16 protein-coding genes are annotated in these 17,813 nt (G+C 55.7%); 7 read left to right on the top strand and 9 right to left on the bottom strand.

Going from position 1 to position 17,813, the window contains the following annotated elements; all coding sequences use genetic code 11:
- Window positions 1-356 precede the first annotated feature (356 nt).
- Both IFT84_RS05510 and IFT84_RS05505 read left to right on the top strand, forming a co-directional pair.
- Window positions 357-2,264: an AI-2E family transporter gene (locus tag IFT84_RS05510; protein ID WP_446737578.1), complete on the top strand. Its 1,908-nt coding sequence runs from the start codon at window positions 357-359 to the stop codon at window positions 2,262-2,264.
- 79 nt (window positions 2,265-2,343) lie between these two features.
- Window positions 2,344-2,823, top strand: a complete 480-nt coding sequence (locus IFT84_RS05505; protein WP_192117675.1) for a DUF2938 domain-containing protein — start codon at window positions 2,344-2,346, stop codon at window positions 2,821-2,823.
- 3 nt (window positions 2,824-2,826) lie between these two features.
- Here the strand turns inward: IFT84_RS05505 and IFT84_RS05500 are convergent, their stop codons facing one another.
- The 3 genes from IFT84_RS05500 to IFT84_RS05490 are packed head-to-tail and all read right to left on the bottom strand — an operon-like array spanning window position 2,827 to window position 4,801.
- Complete coding sequence (locus tag IFT84_RS05500) at window positions 2,827-3,555, bottom strand: YoaK family protein (RefSeq protein ID WP_192117674.1); 729 nt, start codon at window positions 3,553-3,555, stop codon at window positions 2,827-2,829.
- Between the two features lie 13 nt (window positions 3,556-3,568).
- Window positions 3,569-3,883 (bottom strand): chaperone modulator CbpM, encoded by a 315-nt coding sequence (locus IFT84_RS05495; RefSeq protein ID WP_192117673.1) that lies wholly within the window; start codon window positions 3,881-3,883, stop codon window positions 3,569-3,571.
- A gap of 3 nt (window positions 3,884-3,886) precedes the next feature.
- Window positions 3,887-4,801 (bottom strand): DnaJ C-terminal domain-containing protein, encoded by a 915-nt coding sequence (locus IFT84_RS05490; RefSeq protein ID WP_192117672.1) that lies wholly within the window; start codon window positions 4,799-4,801, stop codon window positions 3,887-3,889.
- A 189-nt stretch (window positions 4,802-4,990) separates the two neighbouring features.
- Between IFT84_RS05490 and IFT84_RS05485 the strand changes: the two genes are divergently transcribed.
- Entirely contained in the window at window positions 4,991-5,899 is a 909-nt protein-coding gene (locus IFT84_RS05485) for a transglutaminase family protein (RefSeq protein WP_192117671.1), read from the top strand.
- On the opposite strand, the gene IFT84_RS05480 is transcribed toward IFT84_RS05485, so the two are convergent.
- Window positions 5,850-6,695 carry a transglutaminase-like domain-containing protein gene (locus IFT84_RS05480; protein ID WP_192117670.1) on the bottom strand — a complete coding sequence of 282 codons (846 nt, stop codon included), beginning with the start codon at window positions 6,693-6,695 and terminating at the stop codon, window positions 5,850-5,852. The genes IFT84_RS05485 and IFT84_RS05480 overlap by 50 nt on opposite strands.
- Before the next feature lie 335 nt (window positions 6,696-7,030).
- On the opposite strand from IFT84_RS05480, the gene IFT84_RS05475 reads away from it, so the two are divergent.
- The 3 genes from IFT84_RS05475 (at window position 7,031) to IFT84_RS05465 (ending at window position 9,917) form a co-directional block, all read left to right on the top strand.
- Window positions 7,031-7,804: a glycosyltransferase family 25 protein gene (locus IFT84_RS05475; RefSeq protein WP_342212835.1), complete on the top strand. Its 774-nt coding sequence runs from the start codon at window positions 7,031-7,033 to the stop codon at window positions 7,802-7,804.
- Window positions 7,805-7,808: 4 nt separating this feature from the next.
- The gene (locus IFT84_RS05470) at window positions 7,809-9,152 is read left to right on the top strand and encodes an O-antigen ligase family protein (protein WP_206757391.1); all 1,344 of its coding nucleotides are present in this window, start codon (window positions 7,809-7,811) and stop codon (window positions 9,150-9,152) included.
- Between the two features lie 78 nt (window positions 9,153-9,230).
- Complete coding sequence (locus tag IFT84_RS05465; protein ID WP_192117667.1) at window positions 9,231-9,917, top strand: hypothetical protein; 687 nt, start codon at window positions 9,231-9,233, stop codon at window positions 9,915-9,917.
- A gap of 148 nt (window positions 9,918-10,065) precedes the next feature.
- Here the strand turns inward: IFT84_RS05465 and IFT84_RS05460 are convergent, their stop codons facing one another.
- From IFT84_RS05460 to IFT84_RS05440, 5 genes are all read right to left on the bottom strand, one after another.
- Entirely contained in the window at window positions 10,066-10,341 is a 276-nt protein-coding gene (locus IFT84_RS05460) for a hypothetical protein (RefSeq protein WP_192117666.1), read from the bottom strand.
- 8 nt (window positions 10,342-10,349) lie between these two features.
- Window positions 10,350-11,849: a monocarboxylate uptake permease MctP gene (mctP, locus tag IFT84_RS05455; RefSeq protein WP_192117665.1), complete on the bottom strand. Its 1,500-nt coding sequence runs from the start codon at window positions 11,847-11,849 to the stop codon at window positions 10,350-10,352.
- Window positions 11,839-12,033 (bottom strand): DUF3311 domain-containing protein, encoded by a 195-nt coding sequence (locus IFT84_RS05450; protein WP_192117664.1) that lies wholly within the window; start codon window positions 12,031-12,033, stop codon window positions 11,839-11,841. Before IFT84_RS05450 ends, mctP begins: the two co-directional genes overlap by 11 nt.
- A 124-nt stretch (window positions 12,034-12,157) precedes the next feature.
- Window positions 12,158-13,393 (bottom strand): CynX/NimT family MFS transporter, encoded by a 1,236-nt coding sequence (locus IFT84_RS05445; RefSeq protein ID WP_192117663.1) that lies wholly within the window; start codon window positions 13,391-13,393, stop codon window positions 12,158-12,160.
- A gap of 114 nt (window positions 13,394-13,507) precedes the next feature.
- Window positions 13,508-13,978 (bottom strand): Lrp/AsnC family transcriptional regulator, encoded by a 471-nt coding sequence (locus tag IFT84_RS05440; protein WP_192117662.1) that lies wholly within the window; start codon window positions 13,976-13,978, stop codon window positions 13,508-13,510.
- 123 nt (window positions 13,979-14,101) lie between these two features.
- On the opposite strand from IFT84_RS05440, the gene putA reads away from it, so the two are divergent.
- Window positions 14,102-17,809, top strand: a complete 3,708-nt coding sequence (putA, locus tag IFT84_RS05435) for a trifunctional transcriptional regulator/proline dehydrogenase/L-glutamate gamma-semialdehyde dehydrogenase (protein ID WP_192117661.1) — start codon at window positions 14,102-14,104, stop codon at window positions 17,807-17,809.
- The last annotated feature ends 4 nt before the right edge of the window (window positions 17,810-17,813 follow it).

Here is a 17,813-nt window from a genome sequence, read left to right as displayed (position 1 = left end):
TTAGTTTTGTGACATCAGAGGCCGCATAAACACAACTTCGGCCTTCGCTCGGATTCTGTGATGCTGCAAGCCAGATTCCGGGGGTCTAAACAGGAATTTCAGCAAATCGTCAAGAAGACTTCAGTCAACCACGATCGAAGGCCATGCCGGAGATATCGGCCTGTAAACTTCGGCATTAGCAGCAAGATTTCATTTTTTAGCAAAATACGCTCTAATCAACGGAACCAACGGCTTGCAGCGAAGTTCTGCGTGATATTGCCCCGAATGTGGCCGAGGCGGGCGGGCAAGTTCAGACAAAAATGGGGATGACCGTGGATAAGGGTGTTTCGAAGCTCGTTTCGGGGGGACGGCCGGATGTGTATGTAGGAGACGAGACGCTGGCAAGCCGTGCGCTGTCTGGTCGTACCATTCTGATACTCATTGGTGTGGCGGTCATCTTACGCGTTGGGCAGGAAATTTTCGTACCGCTTGCACTGTCGTTGCTTTTGACCTTCACGCTTGCACCAATTGTATCGTTCCTGCGCAAGCGCTCAGTACCAAAAATCGCTGCCGTCATCATCGCTGTTGTATCGTCGTTCTGTGCAATCGGGCTTTTCAGTTTTGTTGTTGCTACTCAAGTTGCGAATCTGGCTGAAAATATACCGACCTACCAGCGTAACATTGTCGAAAAGGTTCAGGCTCTTCGGCAAGCGGGGGCTGGTAACGGCGTATTCGACCACATCAGCAAGATCGTTGAGCGGGTTGGTGCGGAGATGCAGTACAGTGCCACCGAGAGCCAGGCCGAGCCTACACCGGCCGTGCCACAGCGCGAACCGATGCCGGTGGAGATCGTCTCCCGGTCAAACCCGATCCAGACCCTTGGCAACTTCATTCTGCCCTTGATCAGCCCATTTGCTACGGCTGGTCTGGTGATCGTGCTTGTCGTCTTTATGCTGCTGGAGCGCGAGGACTTGCGGGACCGGTTCATTCGTCTGGTCGGACTGGGCGATCTGCACCGCACGACAGCCGCGCTACAAGATGCAGGCAAACGCGTCGGCAAATATTTACTCATGCAACTGGTGGTGAATTGTCTTTACGCTCTGCCGATTACGATTGGCCTTTGGCTTCTGGGCATACCCAACGCTATCCTCTGGGGGCTGCTGACGCTGGTGCTGCGCTTTGTGCCCTATATCGGACCAGTGATTGGCATGGTTTTGCCGCTGTTTCTGGCACTGGCCATTGCGCCCGGCTGGTCGTTGTTGCTGTGGGTGGCAACGCTGTTCATCGTTACGGAACTTGTGAGCAACAACGTTGTGGAGCCTTGGCTGTATGGTTCGCATACAGGGCTGTCTCCCTTGGCAATCATCATTTCAGCGATTTTCTGGTCGTGGCTGTGGGGACCGTTAGGGCTTATGCTATCAACACCGCTGACAGTATGTCTGGTCGTTCTGGGGCGCTACGTTCCGCAGTTCAGTTTCCTTGACGTTCTGCTGGGCAATGAGCCGGTGCTGGAGCCGCAGGAGAAGCTGTATCAACGCCTGCTGTCCGGCGATCCGAATGAAGCAACGGATAATGCCGAGGAATTTTTGGAAGAAGAATACCTGGTTGACTACTATGATCAGGTTGGTTTACCCGCATTGCTGCTCGGGGAGCGGGATAGACAGCGTGGGGTGATGTCAGATCAACAGATCGACTTGTTTGCAAGCAGTGCTATGACGCTCGTCGACAATCTCTCGGATACCGCAACCGAGGAAGAAAACGAAGATGAGGATGAGAACGACGCGAGCGATATCGATCCTGAGGCGGCCGAACTCGAACTTCCTGATGGTACGGGTCGCACAATTCTGTGTATCGGCGGACGAGGTGCAATTGACGATGCCGCCGCTGCCATGCTGTCTCAAACTCTGGAAATACAGGGAGCGGAAGCGACACTGGCCGAACATTTTACCACCGATAATCGCTCCATTGGACAGTTGCCGATCAAAGCTCTGGATACGGTGGTGATCACATTCCTCAACGGCGGCTCAAAGTCCCATGCCCGTCTGGCGGTGCGACGGATGAAGCGGCTGAACCCGGATGTGCGTGTTGGCATCCTGATGCCGTCGTGCAACGGGCAGGATTATCCCGTGATCGAAGCCGCGGATATCAATGCGGACTTCGTCGCCATCACGCTCACCGAAGCTGTGAAAGCGGCCTTGAGTGAAGTCGGTCCCGTCAAGTTGAAGCCTGTGCTGCGAAAAATGGCGCGTCCACGGTTCAAAACCAACGCTCTTGCAGAAGTTTAAAAGAAAATCGAAATCGCCGCCTCTTGCATCTAACTGTCTGAGATGATTGTCTTGTGGGACTTTCATTTCGGGGCAGTTCATGATCGATATTTTCTGGCGGTGTGTTGCGATTGGTATTGGCGCGACCGTATTGATGGACATCTGGGCGTTGATACTGGCGGCATTTTTTGGCCAAGCGCGTGCAAACTGGGCACCTGTTGGGCGCTGGTTCTGGCACCTGAAAAGCGGCAAAGTGTTTCACGACAGTATCGCGGATGCTCCGCCTTACAGCGGTGAGTTGGCGTTAGGATGGATCGGCCATTATGGTGTTGGTATTGTCTACGCGTTTCTGCTGGTGGTGTTTACTGGAACGCAGTGGCTTGCAAATCCAACTTTCCTGCCTGCTCTGATATTCGGCCTCATCACCGTGGGGGCAGGATGGTTCCTGTTGCAACCGGGCTTGGGGCTGGGTTGGGCTGCTTCCAAAACGCCAAACTCCAACAAGGTCCGAAGCCTCAACATACTGGCGCATATTGTATTCGCGGTTGGCCTGTATTGTACCGCCCTGCTGGTTCGTTGACCCTTAATTTCCTGTGCGCCTCTGACGGCGAACGTCTGCAATGCCTGAGAAAGCGATTGCAACAAGCAGCGCCGCTGCTGCGATAAGCAGCCATCCGCCCGTTATACGGTACACCAGCACACCAGCGACACCCCCGATCAGAAATGCCAGAACCGTGTACACATGCAGAAGCAATTTGGAGCGGTTTTGAGCGGCTTCTGCGTCGTGAACCCGACCGCGTGCAATATCCAGTGCCATGCCAAGTTCGATACCGATATCCGTTGCCATACCCGAGACATGCGTGGCCCGGACACGCGCATCGGAAATACGGGTCACCACGGCGTTTTGTAGCCCCATCAAAAACGCCAGCCCTAGCACAAGCACCGGGGCGCGCAAGGTGGACAGCAACCAGAGATCTGCCGCGCCCAGCAATGCAAGCAGAAACGCTTCGGCAAGTATACAATAGGCGTAAATGGCCCCGAGATGGCGGCTTCGGCCTGCATCGATAGCGACCGTAGAAACGACCGCCCCAAGAATAAAAACGAGAACCACAAACAGGTAGAAAAATCCGGATATCCAGTCACCAAGAGCGATATGGTCTGAGAGCAATGAAACGTTGCCGGTCATGTTTGCTGCAAAAAAACCGACTGCATAGAACGCAGCGGCATTGAGCGCACCCGCAATACCGGCAAGCGACATGGCCAACCGACGATCAATCCGTTCATCGCGGTCAACACCTTGGCGGATCAACATGGGTCAACCACCGCTAGCGTTCCCGAGCGTGGCGGAGGATGCTGATCTTCACGTCGGGTTCCTGCACCTCGATAGCCGATATAATATTTGTCAGCACCGCATGAAGACTGTGCAGTTGATCAACCAAGTCCATCACAACATCGACACCCGGCTCGTTCAGACCCATACGCTCGGACAGGTCCAGAATAAGCCGCGCTCGGGCCAGGTCCGAATCGCGAAAGAAGGCTTCGCCACCGCTGATATCCGGGATAAGCCACGCCTGCGCAACCCAGACATCAACGATCCCCTGTTCAACATGCAGGTACTCGCAGAATTCCAGTCGATTCATCGCTCACTCTCCCATACCTTTGCGAGGATCGTATGAATGCGCAGCCTGCCACTGGGTGATAAAATCCGACAGCTCGGTGTCGGATTTCTCCGGCAGCGTTACCTTCAGCGTCACATACACATCCCCGCTACCGCCTTTGACTTTTGGAACACCTTTGCCCTTTAACCTCAGCACCTTTCCGCTGTTGGAATGTGCAGGCAGCGTCACGCTGACCGGGCCAGATGGCGTCGGCACCCTGATTTTGCCGCCCAGAACCGCCTCACCTAGGCTAATTGGCAAATCAAGCCGGATGTCATCTCCGTCGCGGGTGTAGAAACGATGAGGCCGGACATGAATGTCAATCAGCGCGTCGCCTTTCTGACCACCGAAACCTGCGTCGCCCTTGCCGCGCAACCGCAGCGTCTGGCCGTCCCGCGTTCCTGGAGGAATCTGAATATCGAGGGCGGGGCCTTCTGCCAATTTGATTTGTGTTTTGGTCCCCGTTACCGCGTCGATGAAATCCACCTCCATGGAATACTGCCGATCCTGCCCCTTAGCCCGCGAGGACGCGCCATCGCCTCCACGTCGGGAAAAGAAACTGGAGAAGATATCTTCCGGGTCTCCAAAGTTTGAAAACCCCTTCGCATCGCCGTAGGCACTGCGGCTGGAACCGGCATTGGCATAATCGCGATAGTAGCTGCGCGGTGCCTGTTCGGTTCCGTCCATATCGATTTCGCCGCGGTCGAAACGTTTGCGCTTTTCCTCGTCGCCAAGAATTTCGTTTGCTGTCGAAATCTCCTTGAAACGTGCTTCCGCTTTGGTATCGCCTGGGTTCAAATCGGGATGATATTTTTTCGCCAGTTTGCGAAACGCACTCTGCACATCCTTCTGCGTGGCGTCCCGCGCTACGCCCAGTATCTCATAGGGATCGCGGCTCATTCAGGTCTCCTTGTCTCGGGTTATCCTGTGTTTATATAGGATATCGCGGCGCAGCGTTAAATGTCGACAGGTTTACGACTGCTTCTGTGATACGAACTTTTGTTTGTCGCACTTTTATTTCATGGTATGAACCGCACCCGCTTCCTCCCTCAAGCCATTGCTCGCCGGCAACGCAAAGCAGCCCGTACCATGACCATTTTTGCCGTTCGGCACATCACGGAATACCATTATAAAAAGCCGGTTTCGTTCGGTGAGCATCGACTGATGTTCCGGCCGCGCGACAGTTTTGATCAGCTTTTGCTGGAAGCCACGCTGAACGTAGAGCCTGAGCCTGCCTATGTGCGCTGGATTCACGATGTTTTTGGAAACTGCGTTGCGCTGGTGGGTTTCACAACCCCGGCGACAACACTGCGATTTGAAACCTTGATACGGCTGGAACACACACCACAGGTAGACTTGCAGCTCGAGATTGACGAAGCCGCACTGACCTATCCTTTTGTTTACGACATGCAGGAATTGCCTGATCTCGAGCGCACCATCGAGCGCCATTACCCCGACCCCAAGAACGAGGTCGAAAAATGGGCGCGGCAGTTTCTTCGGGTCGGCCAGCCAACCGAGACCGGACGTCTTCTCATGACGATGTGCTATGCCATTCGCGAGGGGTTTGTCTATGCCCGACGGGTGGAGAGCGGCACCCAGACACCGGTGCAGACGTTGCAGGCCCGGCGCGGAACCTGTCGTGATTTTGCACTGTTGATGATGGAGGCCGCGCGCGCACTGGGTTTGGCCGCGCGGTTTGTAACCGGTTATATCTACGTGCCGGACCGGGACGGGGCAAGCAACCTCGGGGGCGGGTCCACCCACGCGTGGTGCCAGATTTATCTTCCAGGGGCTGGATGGGTCGAGTTCGATCCAACCAATGGCATTGTCGGCAACCGCGACCTGATTCGAGTGGCGGTGGCGAGGCATTCCCGCCAGGCTGCTCCTTTAACGGGCAGCTACAGCGGGGATGCGAGCGACTACGCTGGAATGTCGGTACAGGTGAATGTTACAACGGAGGTTCCGAGCCCTGATGGGTCGGTTCGATGTCCTCGTTGATCTCGTAGGTCCACACCCGGAAATTGGTCAGATCATGGGGTCCAAATGAGATGATCAGCGGAACATCCGCCGCATCGCGACCATAGGCGACGACGATACGACCGATTCGACGCTTGTTGTTGCGCGGATCGAATGTGTGCCACTGACCACCGAGATACACTTCCATCCACGCGCTATAGTCCATCGGGTTCAACAACGGCACGCCGATGTCACCCAGATGGCCATTGACGTAACGGGCCGGAATGTTCAGGCACCGGCAAAACGCAATGGCCAGATGGGCAAAATCCCGGCATACGCCGATCTGCTCCTGATAGGCATCCAGTGCCGTGCGGGTTGAGCGGGCATTCTGATAGCTGAACGTGATATGTTGATTGACGAAATCGCAAATGGCCTGAACGCGCCCCCAGCCGGGTGCAATTTGCCCGAATAGATCCCACGCAATCTGGCTCAACCGATCGGTCTCGCAATAGCGGCTGCCCGTCAGGTAAAGAAGGCACTCATCGGGCAGATCACCGACGGGCACTTCCTGTGCTTCCGGGTGGAAGGGGTCCAACTCGCCGCTGTCTTCCATGCTGCCATCGCCCCAGATTTGCAAACGGCCAGCGGGGGCGATGAAACGGCGACATGTGTTGCCGAAAAGATCGAGATAGGTCGTCGTTTCAATGGGCGGATTGGTCACGATGACATCCGGTGAGCGCACATCCGCTGCGCGTTCCCGTCGCGGTGCAAGCTGCGTCACCATAGGCGTCGGCCCATAGCAGTAAACGGTAATGTCATAGCCGTAGCGAATTAGCATATGGGTTCAGTCCCTCGTCGCCACCATGCCGTCACTCAACCGGGCGCTTGCGGTCGATTGGAGGTTCATCCGTCCATCGGCTCCGTATCGTATGACAGAGCTTTTCAAATACCAACTCGCAAAAAACGTTTTAAGCGGGTCTCCGACGGTTCCCCCCGATCTTGGGGGGTAGATGTGGCTAATTTACTTGTATATAGACGCCAGTCACTTCTGTGACTGAAATAACTCTATGAAATATTCCGCATATTGAATGTAACCGTCGCTTAGCACACAGTGGACTTATTTGTTAATTCGTTTTGCCGCATATGATCTAGTACGCGTTTGGAACGACGCAATTGCAATCGGAACAAGGTGAGTCGTCTTTGCGAGCGAATATATACATTATCAATCTTGATCGCTCCGAAAAGCGCTGGCAACGAGTCAGTACAATGGCCCAGCAAATGGGTTTACCATTAACACGTATTCCCGCCGTCGACGGCGCATGTGTTCCGGTGGAAGACCGTATCGATACCGATACAGCCAGTTTTCTTCGTTTGCACGGTCATGTCATGATGCCGGGAGAATACGGGTGCTACCGCAGCCATCTGAACGTTATGCAGGCTTTTCTACAAACACCTAAAGAGGTTGAGATCGCTATCGTCATGGAAGACGATGCAGAACTAAGGCCGGATATTATAGATCGTGCCTTGGCGATCCATGATGCCCTGCCGCAAGCCGGCATTGTCAAGCTGCTCAACAATCGCGCGCGCGGGTTTCGTCAAAAGCTGAAAACCACGTTGGGCGACAGGGTAGGGCGCTGCCTGCATGGTCCGCAAGGTTCTGCTGCCTGCTATTATGTAACACGAACAGGCGCTGCATCGTTGCTGAGCGCCATTGCAACCATGAAACTACCTTACGACATAGCGCTGGAGCGCGGTTGGGAGACCGGCGTGGAAACGTTCACCGTCCAGCACAACGTGACCACACTGGGGCCTTACCGACGGGATACGGCCATCGGAAACTCGTCACAATATCGAAAAACCAAGATTCCTCGCCTTAAGCGTGTTACGACACACCTGTTTCGCGCTCGCGATTATCTCTGTCGGATCGCTTACGCGCTCAGGATGTGAATGTATGGTCAAAACCGGCATTAGAACACGTGTCCATGGAACAATGGCTGCGATGTGTTTCCTGTGGGCTGTCATCCTGTCCGCTGCTTTGGTGGAAAGCGATGCGTATCGCTATGCGATGCTGCTGCTGGCGGCACTGGGCAGCGCTGCTTTTCGGCGTGAGCTTGCTTTCGTCCGGGTCAATTGGCTGGCTTGGTTGTGTATGGGGTGGGGCTTGTATGCCTTCACCCGCTTTGTCTGGCTTTTGGCGATGACGCCGCTGCATGACAAGGGCTCGTCGGAATGGCTCTATGTATTTCCTATGTTTTTTCCCATTCTAGGCGTCGCCCTGTATCAAGTACGCCACCGTCTGGCGGAAACAATTTCCATTTTTTTCATCGTGACCCTTATGTGTTTGCTGGTCACCACCCAATACAGAACGATCATAACCGGTGTTAACGTTACGCCGCTTCTGCATAAAAATCAGATCCACGGGGCTGTCGCTTGCGGCTTTCTCACAATTGGCGCCTTCTACTGGCTGATGTATTGGATCTCACGGGGGATCAACGCCAGCTGGATGGGAAAGGTGGCCTGCGCCATCTCGCCACTGATCCAGATTCTCTGCCTGTTTAATATTTTCGGTTCAAAATCCAAAGGTGTCTGGCTTGCCATGGCACTGGCCATCCCTTTGATCGCGATCTCGGCCATGACTCACATCCGTGTTAGCCGAAGGGTCGGCGTGGCGCTGGCGGGTGGCTTCGTTGCCGTTATGGTTATTGGTGTGTCGGTGTCCCGAGACAATATGTGGCATACGGCAGGGCCGACTGCCGTTTCCGCCATTGATATTGTTGAGGATATTGCGACGGGAGAAGCCGTTGGCCAACGCTTGACCGAAGCGATTCGATCGCCGGACGTCCCGTTCTCCATGAACGCGCGGCTGCAGATCTGGTCCAATGCGTGGGAGCTGTTTTCCGCTGCTCCATGGGTCGGTCACGGTAACAGCTGGATTCGCCTTTGGGACCAAACGCAATATGCATCCGTTGGCTTCACGCTGATGCACAATGCCTATCTCGAAATACTCGTGAGGCACGGGCTGTTTGGACTTGTCGTGTTTGATATCATCCTGATCGGATTCCTCAATCAGGTACGGGCATGCTACCGCCGGGGTTTGATCAGCCGAAGTGCGTGGACATGCTACTGGATTTCCATTTTTTATTTCCTGGTCACCATCGGCAGCAACTCCAACAATCGGCTGGCAATTGGCGAAGCTTTTTTCGTTCTGACCGGGGCATTTGCCTTCTTCTGCGCTATAAAAATGCAGACCGCGCAACAACCGTCCCAAACAGCCGAGCCAACTTTGGTAAACTGAACATTAGTTGACCTATTAAAAATATGAGGTATTTATTTGCTCATATTTTTAGGCGCACTCAGCGCCGAGGTGTAATTTATGTATCATTCTGGTGTAAGCAGGGCATTATTTGCTCAGCGATGCGTTGCTGTTTTCTTTTTAATCGCTGCAATCCCTTTAGGCTATTTGCTGCCAGAGTGGTTTGGGTGGGAGAATGGACCAATAGAACTCACGCAGGACGTGGTCCTGTTTCTGGGACTGTTTCTCGCAGTGAGTTGGTATGTCTCGGGCCAGGACCTGCTGGATAATTGGGTCTGGCTTGCCATTGCACCGTTGTGGGTGCTTTGCATCGGGCGCGAACTCAGTTGGGGTGCTGTATTGCGCGCTCCGCTTGATATGACGGACATCGGGCCGTGGTACTCGTCGTCGGTCCTCTGGTACAAGCCCTATGTCTATCCGTTTTTAGCTCTCGTAATCACGCTGTCTGCTGGTATCTTTCTGCTGAACAAAGGCTGGCGCAGCATCTTTGACATGATGAAGGAGCGGGCCATGCCGTGGGCCGAGCTTGTACTCATGGCAGGGTGCTTGATCATGCTGACGGCTGCCGAGCGTCATTATGGATTGTTTGGGAGTTGGACCTCAGGCGCTGCACAGGTAAGCGAAGAGCTGGCGGAACTTGGTGTGTACCTGTGCCTTCTGGGTGGACAATCCCGGATCAGACTGTTTCAAATCGACAAAAGCGTGATCGGCGCGAAAGTCTCGATATGGCCAGCAAAATCCAGCTGAAGCTCCGCCCCGATAATTTAATCGCATAACGTTGAGTCGGACGTCGACGCAGTAAGCGATGCGCTTGCGTGTGCAACTGTTCATAAAACGGAGCAACGAGACCTATGCATTGCACGCATGGCAGCACTGTCGCATTGTGCCTATGCTTTCAGCAGTTTTGATTTATATTCAAATCATCGAAGTGATGCACCTCCTCCCGCTGATCTTCGAGATTGTCGACGGCGCACTCCTCCTCCCAGCGTCGTTGATACCAGATCAGCAGCGATCCTCCTCCCAGCTGTTGATCAAGTTTTAAAAGCCTGCCGCACCTCCTCCCGCGGCAGGCTTTTTGCTTTTCAGAACATAGTGCTTTGTTTGTGTCATTTATATCAATGTCGTGGCCGCGCGAGATCGCGGCGCTCTCTTCGCAAATCGTCGTTGGCACAAGTCGTTCTACGAATGAACTGCACTACGAGTGGATCGCTCTGGCGTTGCGGCGTTGACAAGAACCGCGACTGCAATGTTGATCGCCAGCGCAATGAGGCCGATGTAGACGCTGAATGATGTCTCACCGAAATGGAACGACTGCAAGGGTTTCCAGCCGTTCCCCCAAACCAGAAACGTGCCAATTCCGAAGCCGAAAAACCAGCCTGTGAGGAGTCCACGCGCGCGGAACCAGTTTGTATACAGCCCGAACACAAGCGCAGGAAGAGTCTGGATAATCCAAATACCTCCGAGCAGTTGCAGATCGAGCGCAAACTGCGTGGGCAGGAACGTGATGACCAACAGGGCACCGACCTTCACGACAAGCGATGTGATCTTGGCAACCTGCGCCTCTCCAGCGTTGCTGACATTGGGATTGACGTAAGCTTTCCAGAAATTGCGCGTGAAAAGATTGGCTGCCCCAATACTCATGACGGCTGCGGGAACGAGCGCGCCAATGGCGATGGCGGCAAATGCGAAGCCCGTAAACCAACTGGGAAACAAGCTTTGAAAGAGAGCGGGAACGATGTCGTTGTTGTTCTCGACCTTCAAACCGGCAGCATGCCCCATATAGCCCAAAAGCGCGATCAAACCGAGCAGCAGGGTATAGGCTGGCAGCAAGACCGCATTTTTACGGATTGTGTTTTTTCCGTTCGACGCAAAAATCCCGGTCAGCGTGTGCGGATACATAAACGCAGCCAATGCGGAACCGAGCGCCAGGGTCGCATAGGCAACGACCATATTATCGTTGACGAGGGTGTTGCCGGCCCCCTTCGTAGCAAAGGCCGCTTCAGCGGAGGCAAATATATTGGCGTAGCCACCAAGCTTGTAGGGAATAATGCCGACCGCCACGATGATCACGATATAGATCATAATGTCTTTGACGAACGCAATCAGTGCTGGTGCCCGCAACCCGGACGAATAGGTGTAGAGCGCCAGAATGACAAAGGCGATCACCATGGGGAGTTCACCCGTCAACCCCAAGGCCTTCAAGACTGCTGCCATGCCGACAAGTTGCAGGGCAATGTAGGGCATGGTGGCGATGACCCCCGTTGCCGCAACAGCCAGTTCAAGCCCGCGTGAGCCGTAAATGCCGTGGACCACGTCACCGGCCGTTACATAGCCGTGATCTTTCGCCCGTTGCCACAGCAAAGGCATGATCATGAACACGATGGGATACACGATGATGGTGTAGGGCAGGGCGAAGAAGCCATAGGCACCGACGGCATAGACCAATGCGGGCACAGCGATGACCGTATAGGCGGTGTAAAAATCTCCACCCACCAGAAACCATGTAATCCAGGTGCCGAACTGGCGTCCGCCGAGGCCCCATTCATCAATGTGGTCCATGGTTTGCGGGCGCTTCCACCGGGATGCCACAAAGCCAAGGACGGTAACGAGAGCGAAGAAAAACAGGCAGACGGACAGCGCCGTCCAGTCAGTTGCAGGAGCGGCGGCATCAGACGTCATGGCGAACGCTCCGATAGGCGAGATACGTGAGAAACGCGGTGATCGGCACCCACGCCAACTGATACCAGTAGAAGAACGGAAAGCCGAAAATCACGGGATCGTGGCGATTGTAAAACGGCACACACAAAAGGCCGATAAACGGCAGAATGAGAAGCCAAACCGCCCAGTGTCTTCTTCGTTTCACGGAAACCCCCTCCCGTCAGCCTGCCATGATCAGCAACCGCGCCAAACAAACGCCTTCCGGCGCTAAACGTCAAGAGGGTAAAACGCACCTATACTCGTTATATTATAGTTTTCTGATGAACAATTCAGACGCGGACGCTTCGAACGCCAACATGTCCCGCTCGGCCAGCGCCCCAGCCATTGAAAGCGGCACCAAGACCAACCAGAATGAACAGAACTGCACTGGCGTTGAAACTACCGGTCCAGCCCCGAAGCAGCCCGACAACCAGCGGGCCGACAGCTGCCAGAAGGTAACCGACGCACTGCGCCATGCTGGACAAATGCGCGGCGACATGGGCATCGGGTGAACGCAGAACGATGACCGTCATGGCCATGGCAATTAAGCCGCCTTGACCGATCCCCTGCAACACTGCCCAGACCCAAACGGTTGACAACGGTGCAAACAGCAGACCAAGCAGCGCAATGACTGCTATCGCGACCAGAAGGACATTGACAAGGCGCTGGTCTTTGGCACGCGCAGAAATCTGCGGCACAATCAGGCAGGCTGCGGCCTGAACCATAACCGATACGGACACAATTGCGCCGGCTGTTACCCCCTCCAGCCCGCGTTCGCGCAAGATAGGAACCAGCCAACCGAAGACGCAATAGGCCAGAGCCGACTGCAAGCCCATGAAAAACGTCACTTTCCAAGCCAGCGGATCTCGCCAAATCCCGTCCACGCGGTAACTGGCACGGCGGGCATGACCGTGGGCTTGCAAAGCCTGCGGAAACCATAGTGCAGCGACAAGGCAGGCCGGCAAGGCCCATATCGCCAGTGCACCATTCAGCGAACCTGAAAGCATATGCTCGATAGGCAAAGTCAAGCCCGCGGCGCTGGCCGCGCCTGCACACAGCGCCATAGTGTAGAAGCCGGTGAGCAGGGCAGTTCTTTCAGGAAAGTCCCGCTTGACCAGTCCGGGCAGCAGCACATTGCCCGTGGCAATGCAGGCGCCCGCCAGGGCAGTGCCAAGAAACAACAGTGGTACGGAGCCCAAGCCGCGCAGAGCCGTACCGAGCGCAAGCAGCAGCAACACAAACAACAGCGTCCGCTCCGTTCCAAGCCGTTGCGAGAGTTTCGGCGCAAGCGGTGAAAACAGGCCGAGACACACGACTGGTAATGTCGTCAGCAGGCTGGCTGCAAAGCTTGTAAGGCCCAGCGTGGACCGTATCTCCGGCAGCAAAGCTGATGCGCTGGAAAACAGAGGCCGCAGATTAAACGCGATCAGAACAAGACAGATACCCAGAATGAGCTTACTGGACGCGCGTGCAGGTGCAGGCGCGGAGACGGGTGCAGTCGCACCCTCGGATGAAGATCTTGTCATGTCTGCTATGGCTCGTTTTTTCGCAACAGAGTCGCGTGAAGCGACAGAGCGACGGGAATTGGTACCCCCTAGTGCCATATTCGCACCCGGTGCGAAAGCCCCACAAAGTATCAGTTACAGACCGTTATCCTTGACCGACTGCATGACAACATAAGTGGATGTATTGGAGACATGGGGCAGGCTGGAGATACGCTCGCCCAGAACCAACCGATAGCGACGGATATCAGCGGTGCGCACTTTGAGCAGATAATCGAACGAACCGGCTATCATGTGGCACTCTTCTACCTCGCGAATCTTGCGCACCGCCGTGTTGAAATCGGTCAGTGCCTTTTCGCGCGTGTCCGACAATTTGACCTCGGCGAACGCAATGTGGTCGAGGCCCAGTTTCTGCGGATTAAGTGTCGCGCGAAAGCCGGTAATGAAGCCTTCGTCCAGCAGACGCTTCAAACGAACCTGACATGGGGTCTTGGAAAGACCCACCCGCTTCGACAGGTCGGTGATCGACATGCGCCCATCTTCCAGAAGCGCCTCGATAATCCGCTGGTCAAAGGCGTCCATTTCACTCGGAAAACCGGTTTTTGCCATCCATTATTCCTGCTTTACGCCTTATATTTGGTGATTAAATCGTATCTGTGAACAGATTGAGGTCTGATTGGTTTCGGTCAACGTGCTATAACAGCGTAACCTCTCTCTTGGAAAGCATTACTGATGGCCAACGCTTCGTCCTCTGCGCTTAAGACATCCGAAACTGTTGATGAAACGGTCTTCTCCGCGTTCGCACCACCGGTTTCACCTGCCACCCCGCTTCGGCGGTCCATCACGTTGGCCTACCGGCGCGCAGAGGAAGAGTGCGTATCTGCGCTGGTCGCGCAAGCCACACTGCCCGAAGATGTGCGTAAACGAGCCAAGGATACCGCACGCAAGTTGATTCTGGCCCTTCGTGCCAAGCACAAGGGCTCCGGCGTTGAAGGGCTCGTCCACGAATACTCGCTGTCCAGTCAGGAAGGTGTGGCGCTTATGTGCCTTGCCGAGGCTCTTTTGCGCATTCCCGATACAGCCACGCGCGATGCGCTGATCCGCGACAAGATTGCCGATGGTGATTGGCGTTCGCACGTTGGCGGCGGTCGGTCTTTGTTCGTGAACGCGGCCACGTGGGGTCTGGTTGTTACGGGCAAGTTGACAGGTACAGTCAATGATCGCGGCCTGTCGGCGGCGTTGACGCGGTTGATAGCACGCTGCGGCGAACCGGTTATCCGGCGCGGCGTGGATATGGCCATGCGGATGATGGGTGAGCAGTTCGTAACCGGTGAAACGATCGAAGAAGCTCTGAATCGCGCCCGGGCGCTGGAAGCGCGCGGCTTCGGCTATTCCTATGATATGCTGGGCGAAGCGGCTACGACTGCAGCCGACGCTGCCCGTTACTACAAGGACTACGAAAACGCGATCCATGCCATCGGCAAAGCCTCGGATGGGCGCGGAATTTACAAGGGACCGGGCATTTCAATCAAGCTGTCGGCCCTGCATCCGCGCTATTCCCGTTCGCAATCAGCCCGGGTCATGGGCGAGTTGCTGCCGCTGGTCAAAGCGCTGGCGGTGATTGCGAAATCCTACGATATGGGCCTGAACATCGATGCCGAAGAGGCGGATCGGCTTGAAATTTCGCTGGATCTGCTGGAAGCCTTGCGGTTGGACGAGGCGCTCTCGGGCTGGAACGGTCTTGGTTTCGTCGTGCAGGCTTACGGCAAGCGCTGCCCCTTTGTTCTGGACTTCATTATTGATCTTGCACGCCGCTCGGGGCACCGAATGATGGTGCGGTTGGTGAAGGGCGCCTATTGGGATGCGGAAATCAAGCGCGCGCAGGTCGATGGTCTGGAAGGGTTTCCCGTTTTTACCCGGAAAATCCATACGGATGTGTCCTACATCGCCTGCGCAAAAAAGCTGCTTGGCGCAACCGATGTGATCTTTCCACAATTTGCAACGCACAACGCCCAGACGCTTGCGACCATCTACGAACTGGCCGGGCCGGAATTTGAGATTGGCAAGTATGAATTCCAGTGCCTTCATGGCATGGGAGAACCGCTGTATGACGAGGTCGTGGGCACCAGCAATCTGAACCGCCCGTGCCGCATTTATGCGCCTGTCGGTACCCATGAGACACTGCTGGCCTACCTCGTTCGCCGTCTTCTAGAAAACGGTGCGAACTCTTCGTTCGTTAACCGGATCGCAGACCCGAAGGTTTCGGTCGAAGACCTGATTGCCGATCCCGTCGAAATCGTGGCCTCACAGCCGGTTGTCGGGCATCCGCATGACCAGATTCTGGCACCGGCTAACCTTTATGGGCAGGGTCGCAAGAATGCTGCGGGGCTGGATCTCTCCAACGAGAGAACGTTGAATGGTCTTTCGGATGCACTGTCGGCTTCTGTGACGATCGACTGGAAGGCCGAACCACAGATCGTCGGTAGCGAGTCCACACCAGACGCCCGCCCTGTGCTGAACCCGGCAGATCACACTGATCACGTTGGGTTGGTTACGGAAGCATCGGCTGCGGACGCGGCAAACGCTGTTGCGAAGGCCGCTGAGACGGCGTCGGCGTGGGCGGTAATCGCGCCCGCCGAGCGCGCTGCTGTGCTGTTGAAGGCAGCAGACCTGATGCAGGATCGTATGCCGACCCTGTTGGGCTTGATTATGCGCGAGGCTGGCAAATCCGCACCCAACGCCATTGCCGAGGTGCGCGAGGCGATCGACTTCCTGCGCTATTATGCGGAACAGGCAAGCAGGACGCTAGGTCCGGCACATCGTCCCTTGGGGCCAATTATATGCATTAGTCCGTGGAATTTCCCTCTTGCGATTTTCATTGGGCAAATTTCCGCCGCTTTGGTTGCCGGTAATCCGGTTCTAGCGAAGCCAGCTGAAGAAACACCACTTATTGCAGCCGAAGGCGTGCGCATCTTGCACGAGGCGGGTGTTCCGACGGAAGCCCTTCAGTTCATTCCCGGTGATGGGCGCATCGGCGCAGCACTTGTTGCGGCTCCCCAGACGGCTGGTGTGATGTTTACCGGGTCAACGGATGTGGCTCGTCTCATTCAGGCGCAGCTGGCGCAACGCATCTCTGCCAGTGGCCAACCAATTCCTCTGATTGCGGAAACCGGTGGTCAAAACGCTATGATCGTGGATTCGTCCGCTCTGGCGGAGCAGGTGGTTGCCGATGTGATTGCGTCCGCGTTCGACAGCGCGGGACAACGCTGCTCGGCGCTGCGCGTTCTCTGCCTGCAAAGCGATGTGGCGGACCGCGTGCTGACGATGTTGAAAGGTGCGTTGCACGAGTTTAACATTGGTCGCACAGATCGCCTGTCCGTGGATATCGGGCCCGTCATCACCGCCGAGGCCAAGGAAACGATTGAAGCGCATATCGAAGCGATGCGCGGTATCGGTGCCAAGGTCGAACAGATTGCGTTGCCCGCTGAGTCCGCAAAAGGCACGTTCGTTTCCCCGACTATCATCGAACTCAAGCAATTGTCCGATTTGAAGCGCGAGGTTTTCGGACCCGTGCTGCATGTTCTGCGCTATGCGCGAAACGATCTGGATCGCTTGATCGACGATATCAACGCCACGGGGTATGGGCTGACCTTTGGCCTGCATACGCGACTGGATGAGACGATTGCGCATGTCACATCCCGTATCAAGGCTGGCAATCTGTACGTTAACCGCAACGTTATCGGTGCTATTGTTGGGGTCCAGCCGTTTGGCGGCCGGGGACTTTCGGGTACGGGGCCGAAGGCTGGCGGGCCGCTTTATCTCGGTCGGCTGGTATCCACCCCACCCGTTCCGCCGCAACACAGTTCCATTCATCTGGACCCGGCGGTGCTGGATTATGCCCGCTGGCTGGATGAAAACGGAAACGCGGCAGCTGCGGAAGACGCGCGAGAGACAGCAAGTACCTCGGCACTCGGACTTATGACCGAGCTGCCGGGTCCAGTGGGTGAACGCAATCTCTATGCTCTGCATGCCCGTGGTCAGGTGTTGCTGGTGCCGCAGACGCAAGCGGGCCTGATCCGCCAATTGTCCGCCGTGCTGGCGACCGGGAACACCGCCGTCATCGACCATAACCCAGAGTTCGAGCAACTGTTGAAAACATTGCCGCAGAGTGTGGTTGCGCGCATTGCATTCACCAAAGAATGGCAGAGGAATGCCCCGTATGCTGCAGCGTTGATTGAAGGCGACGCGGAGCGCGTGCGAACTGTCAACCAGAAGATCGCCGGCCTACCCGGCCCGCTGGTTCTGGTGCAGGCTGCAACGACTGCGGCGATTACGGGCGGCGGCGATGCCTATTGCCTGAACTGGTTGCTGGAAGAAGTCTCAACATCCATCAACACCGCTGCTGCGGGCGGCAATGCTAGCCTGATGGCAATTGGGTAAGCCC

The sequence above is a fragment of the Rhizobium sp. CFBP 8762 genome (genome assembly GCF_014841565.1).
Lineage (GTDB): Bacteria > Pseudomonadota > Alphaproteobacteria > Rhizobiales > Rhizobiaceae > CFBP-8762.
Note: the sequence above shows the minus strand (reverse complement) of the source record. Positions and strands in the feature narration are given on the sequence as shown.

Bases quoted from the DNA above. Each gene is read 5' to 3' on its own strand.
- IFT84_RS05505 (WP_192117675.1), top strand. From the start codon at position 2,344: ATGATCGATATTTTCTGGCGGTGTGTTGCGATTGGTATTGGCGCGACC.
- IFT84_RS05500 (WP_192117674.1), bottom strand. From the start codon at position 3,555: ATGTTGATCCGCCAAGGTGTTGACCGCGATGAACGGATTGATCGTCGG.
- IFT84_RS05495 (WP_192117673.1), bottom strand. From the start codon at position 3,883: ATGAATCGACTGGAATTCTGCGAGTACCTGCATGTTGAACAGGGGATC.
- IFT84_RS05490 (WP_192117672.1), bottom strand. From the start codon at position 4,801: ATGAGCCGCGATCCCTATGAGATACTGGGCGTAGCGCGGGACGCCACG.
- IFT84_RS05485 (WP_192117671.1), top strand. From the start codon at position 4,991: ATGACCATTTTTGCCGTTCGGCACATCACGGAATACCATTATAAAAAG.
- IFT84_RS05480 (WP_192117670.1), bottom strand. From the start codon at position 6,695: ATGCTAATTCGCTACGGCTATGACATTACCGTTTACTGCTATGGGCCG.
- IFT84_RS05470 (WP_206757391.1), top strand. From the start codon at position 7,809: ATGGTCAAAACCGGCATTAGAACACGTGTCCATGGAACAATGGCTGCG.
- IFT84_RS05465 (WP_192117667.1), top strand. From the start codon at position 9,231: ATGTATCATTCTGGTGTAAGCAGGGCATTATTTGCTCAGCGATGCGTT.
- mctP (WP_192117665.1), bottom strand. From the start codon at position 11,849: ATGACGTCTGATGCCGCCGCTCCTGCAACTGACTGGACGGCGCTGTCC.
- IFT84_RS05445 (WP_192117663.1), bottom strand. From the start codon at position 13,393: ATGACAAGATCTTCATCCGAGGGTGCGACTGCACCCGTCTCCGCGCCT.
- IFT84_RS05440 (WP_192117662.1), bottom strand. From the start codon at position 13,978: ATGGCAAAAACCGGTTTTCCGAGTGAAATGGACGCCTTTGACCAGCGG.
- putA (WP_192117661.1), top strand. From the start codon at position 14,102: ATGGCCAACGCTTCGTCCTCTGCGCTTAAGACATCCGAAACTGTTGAT.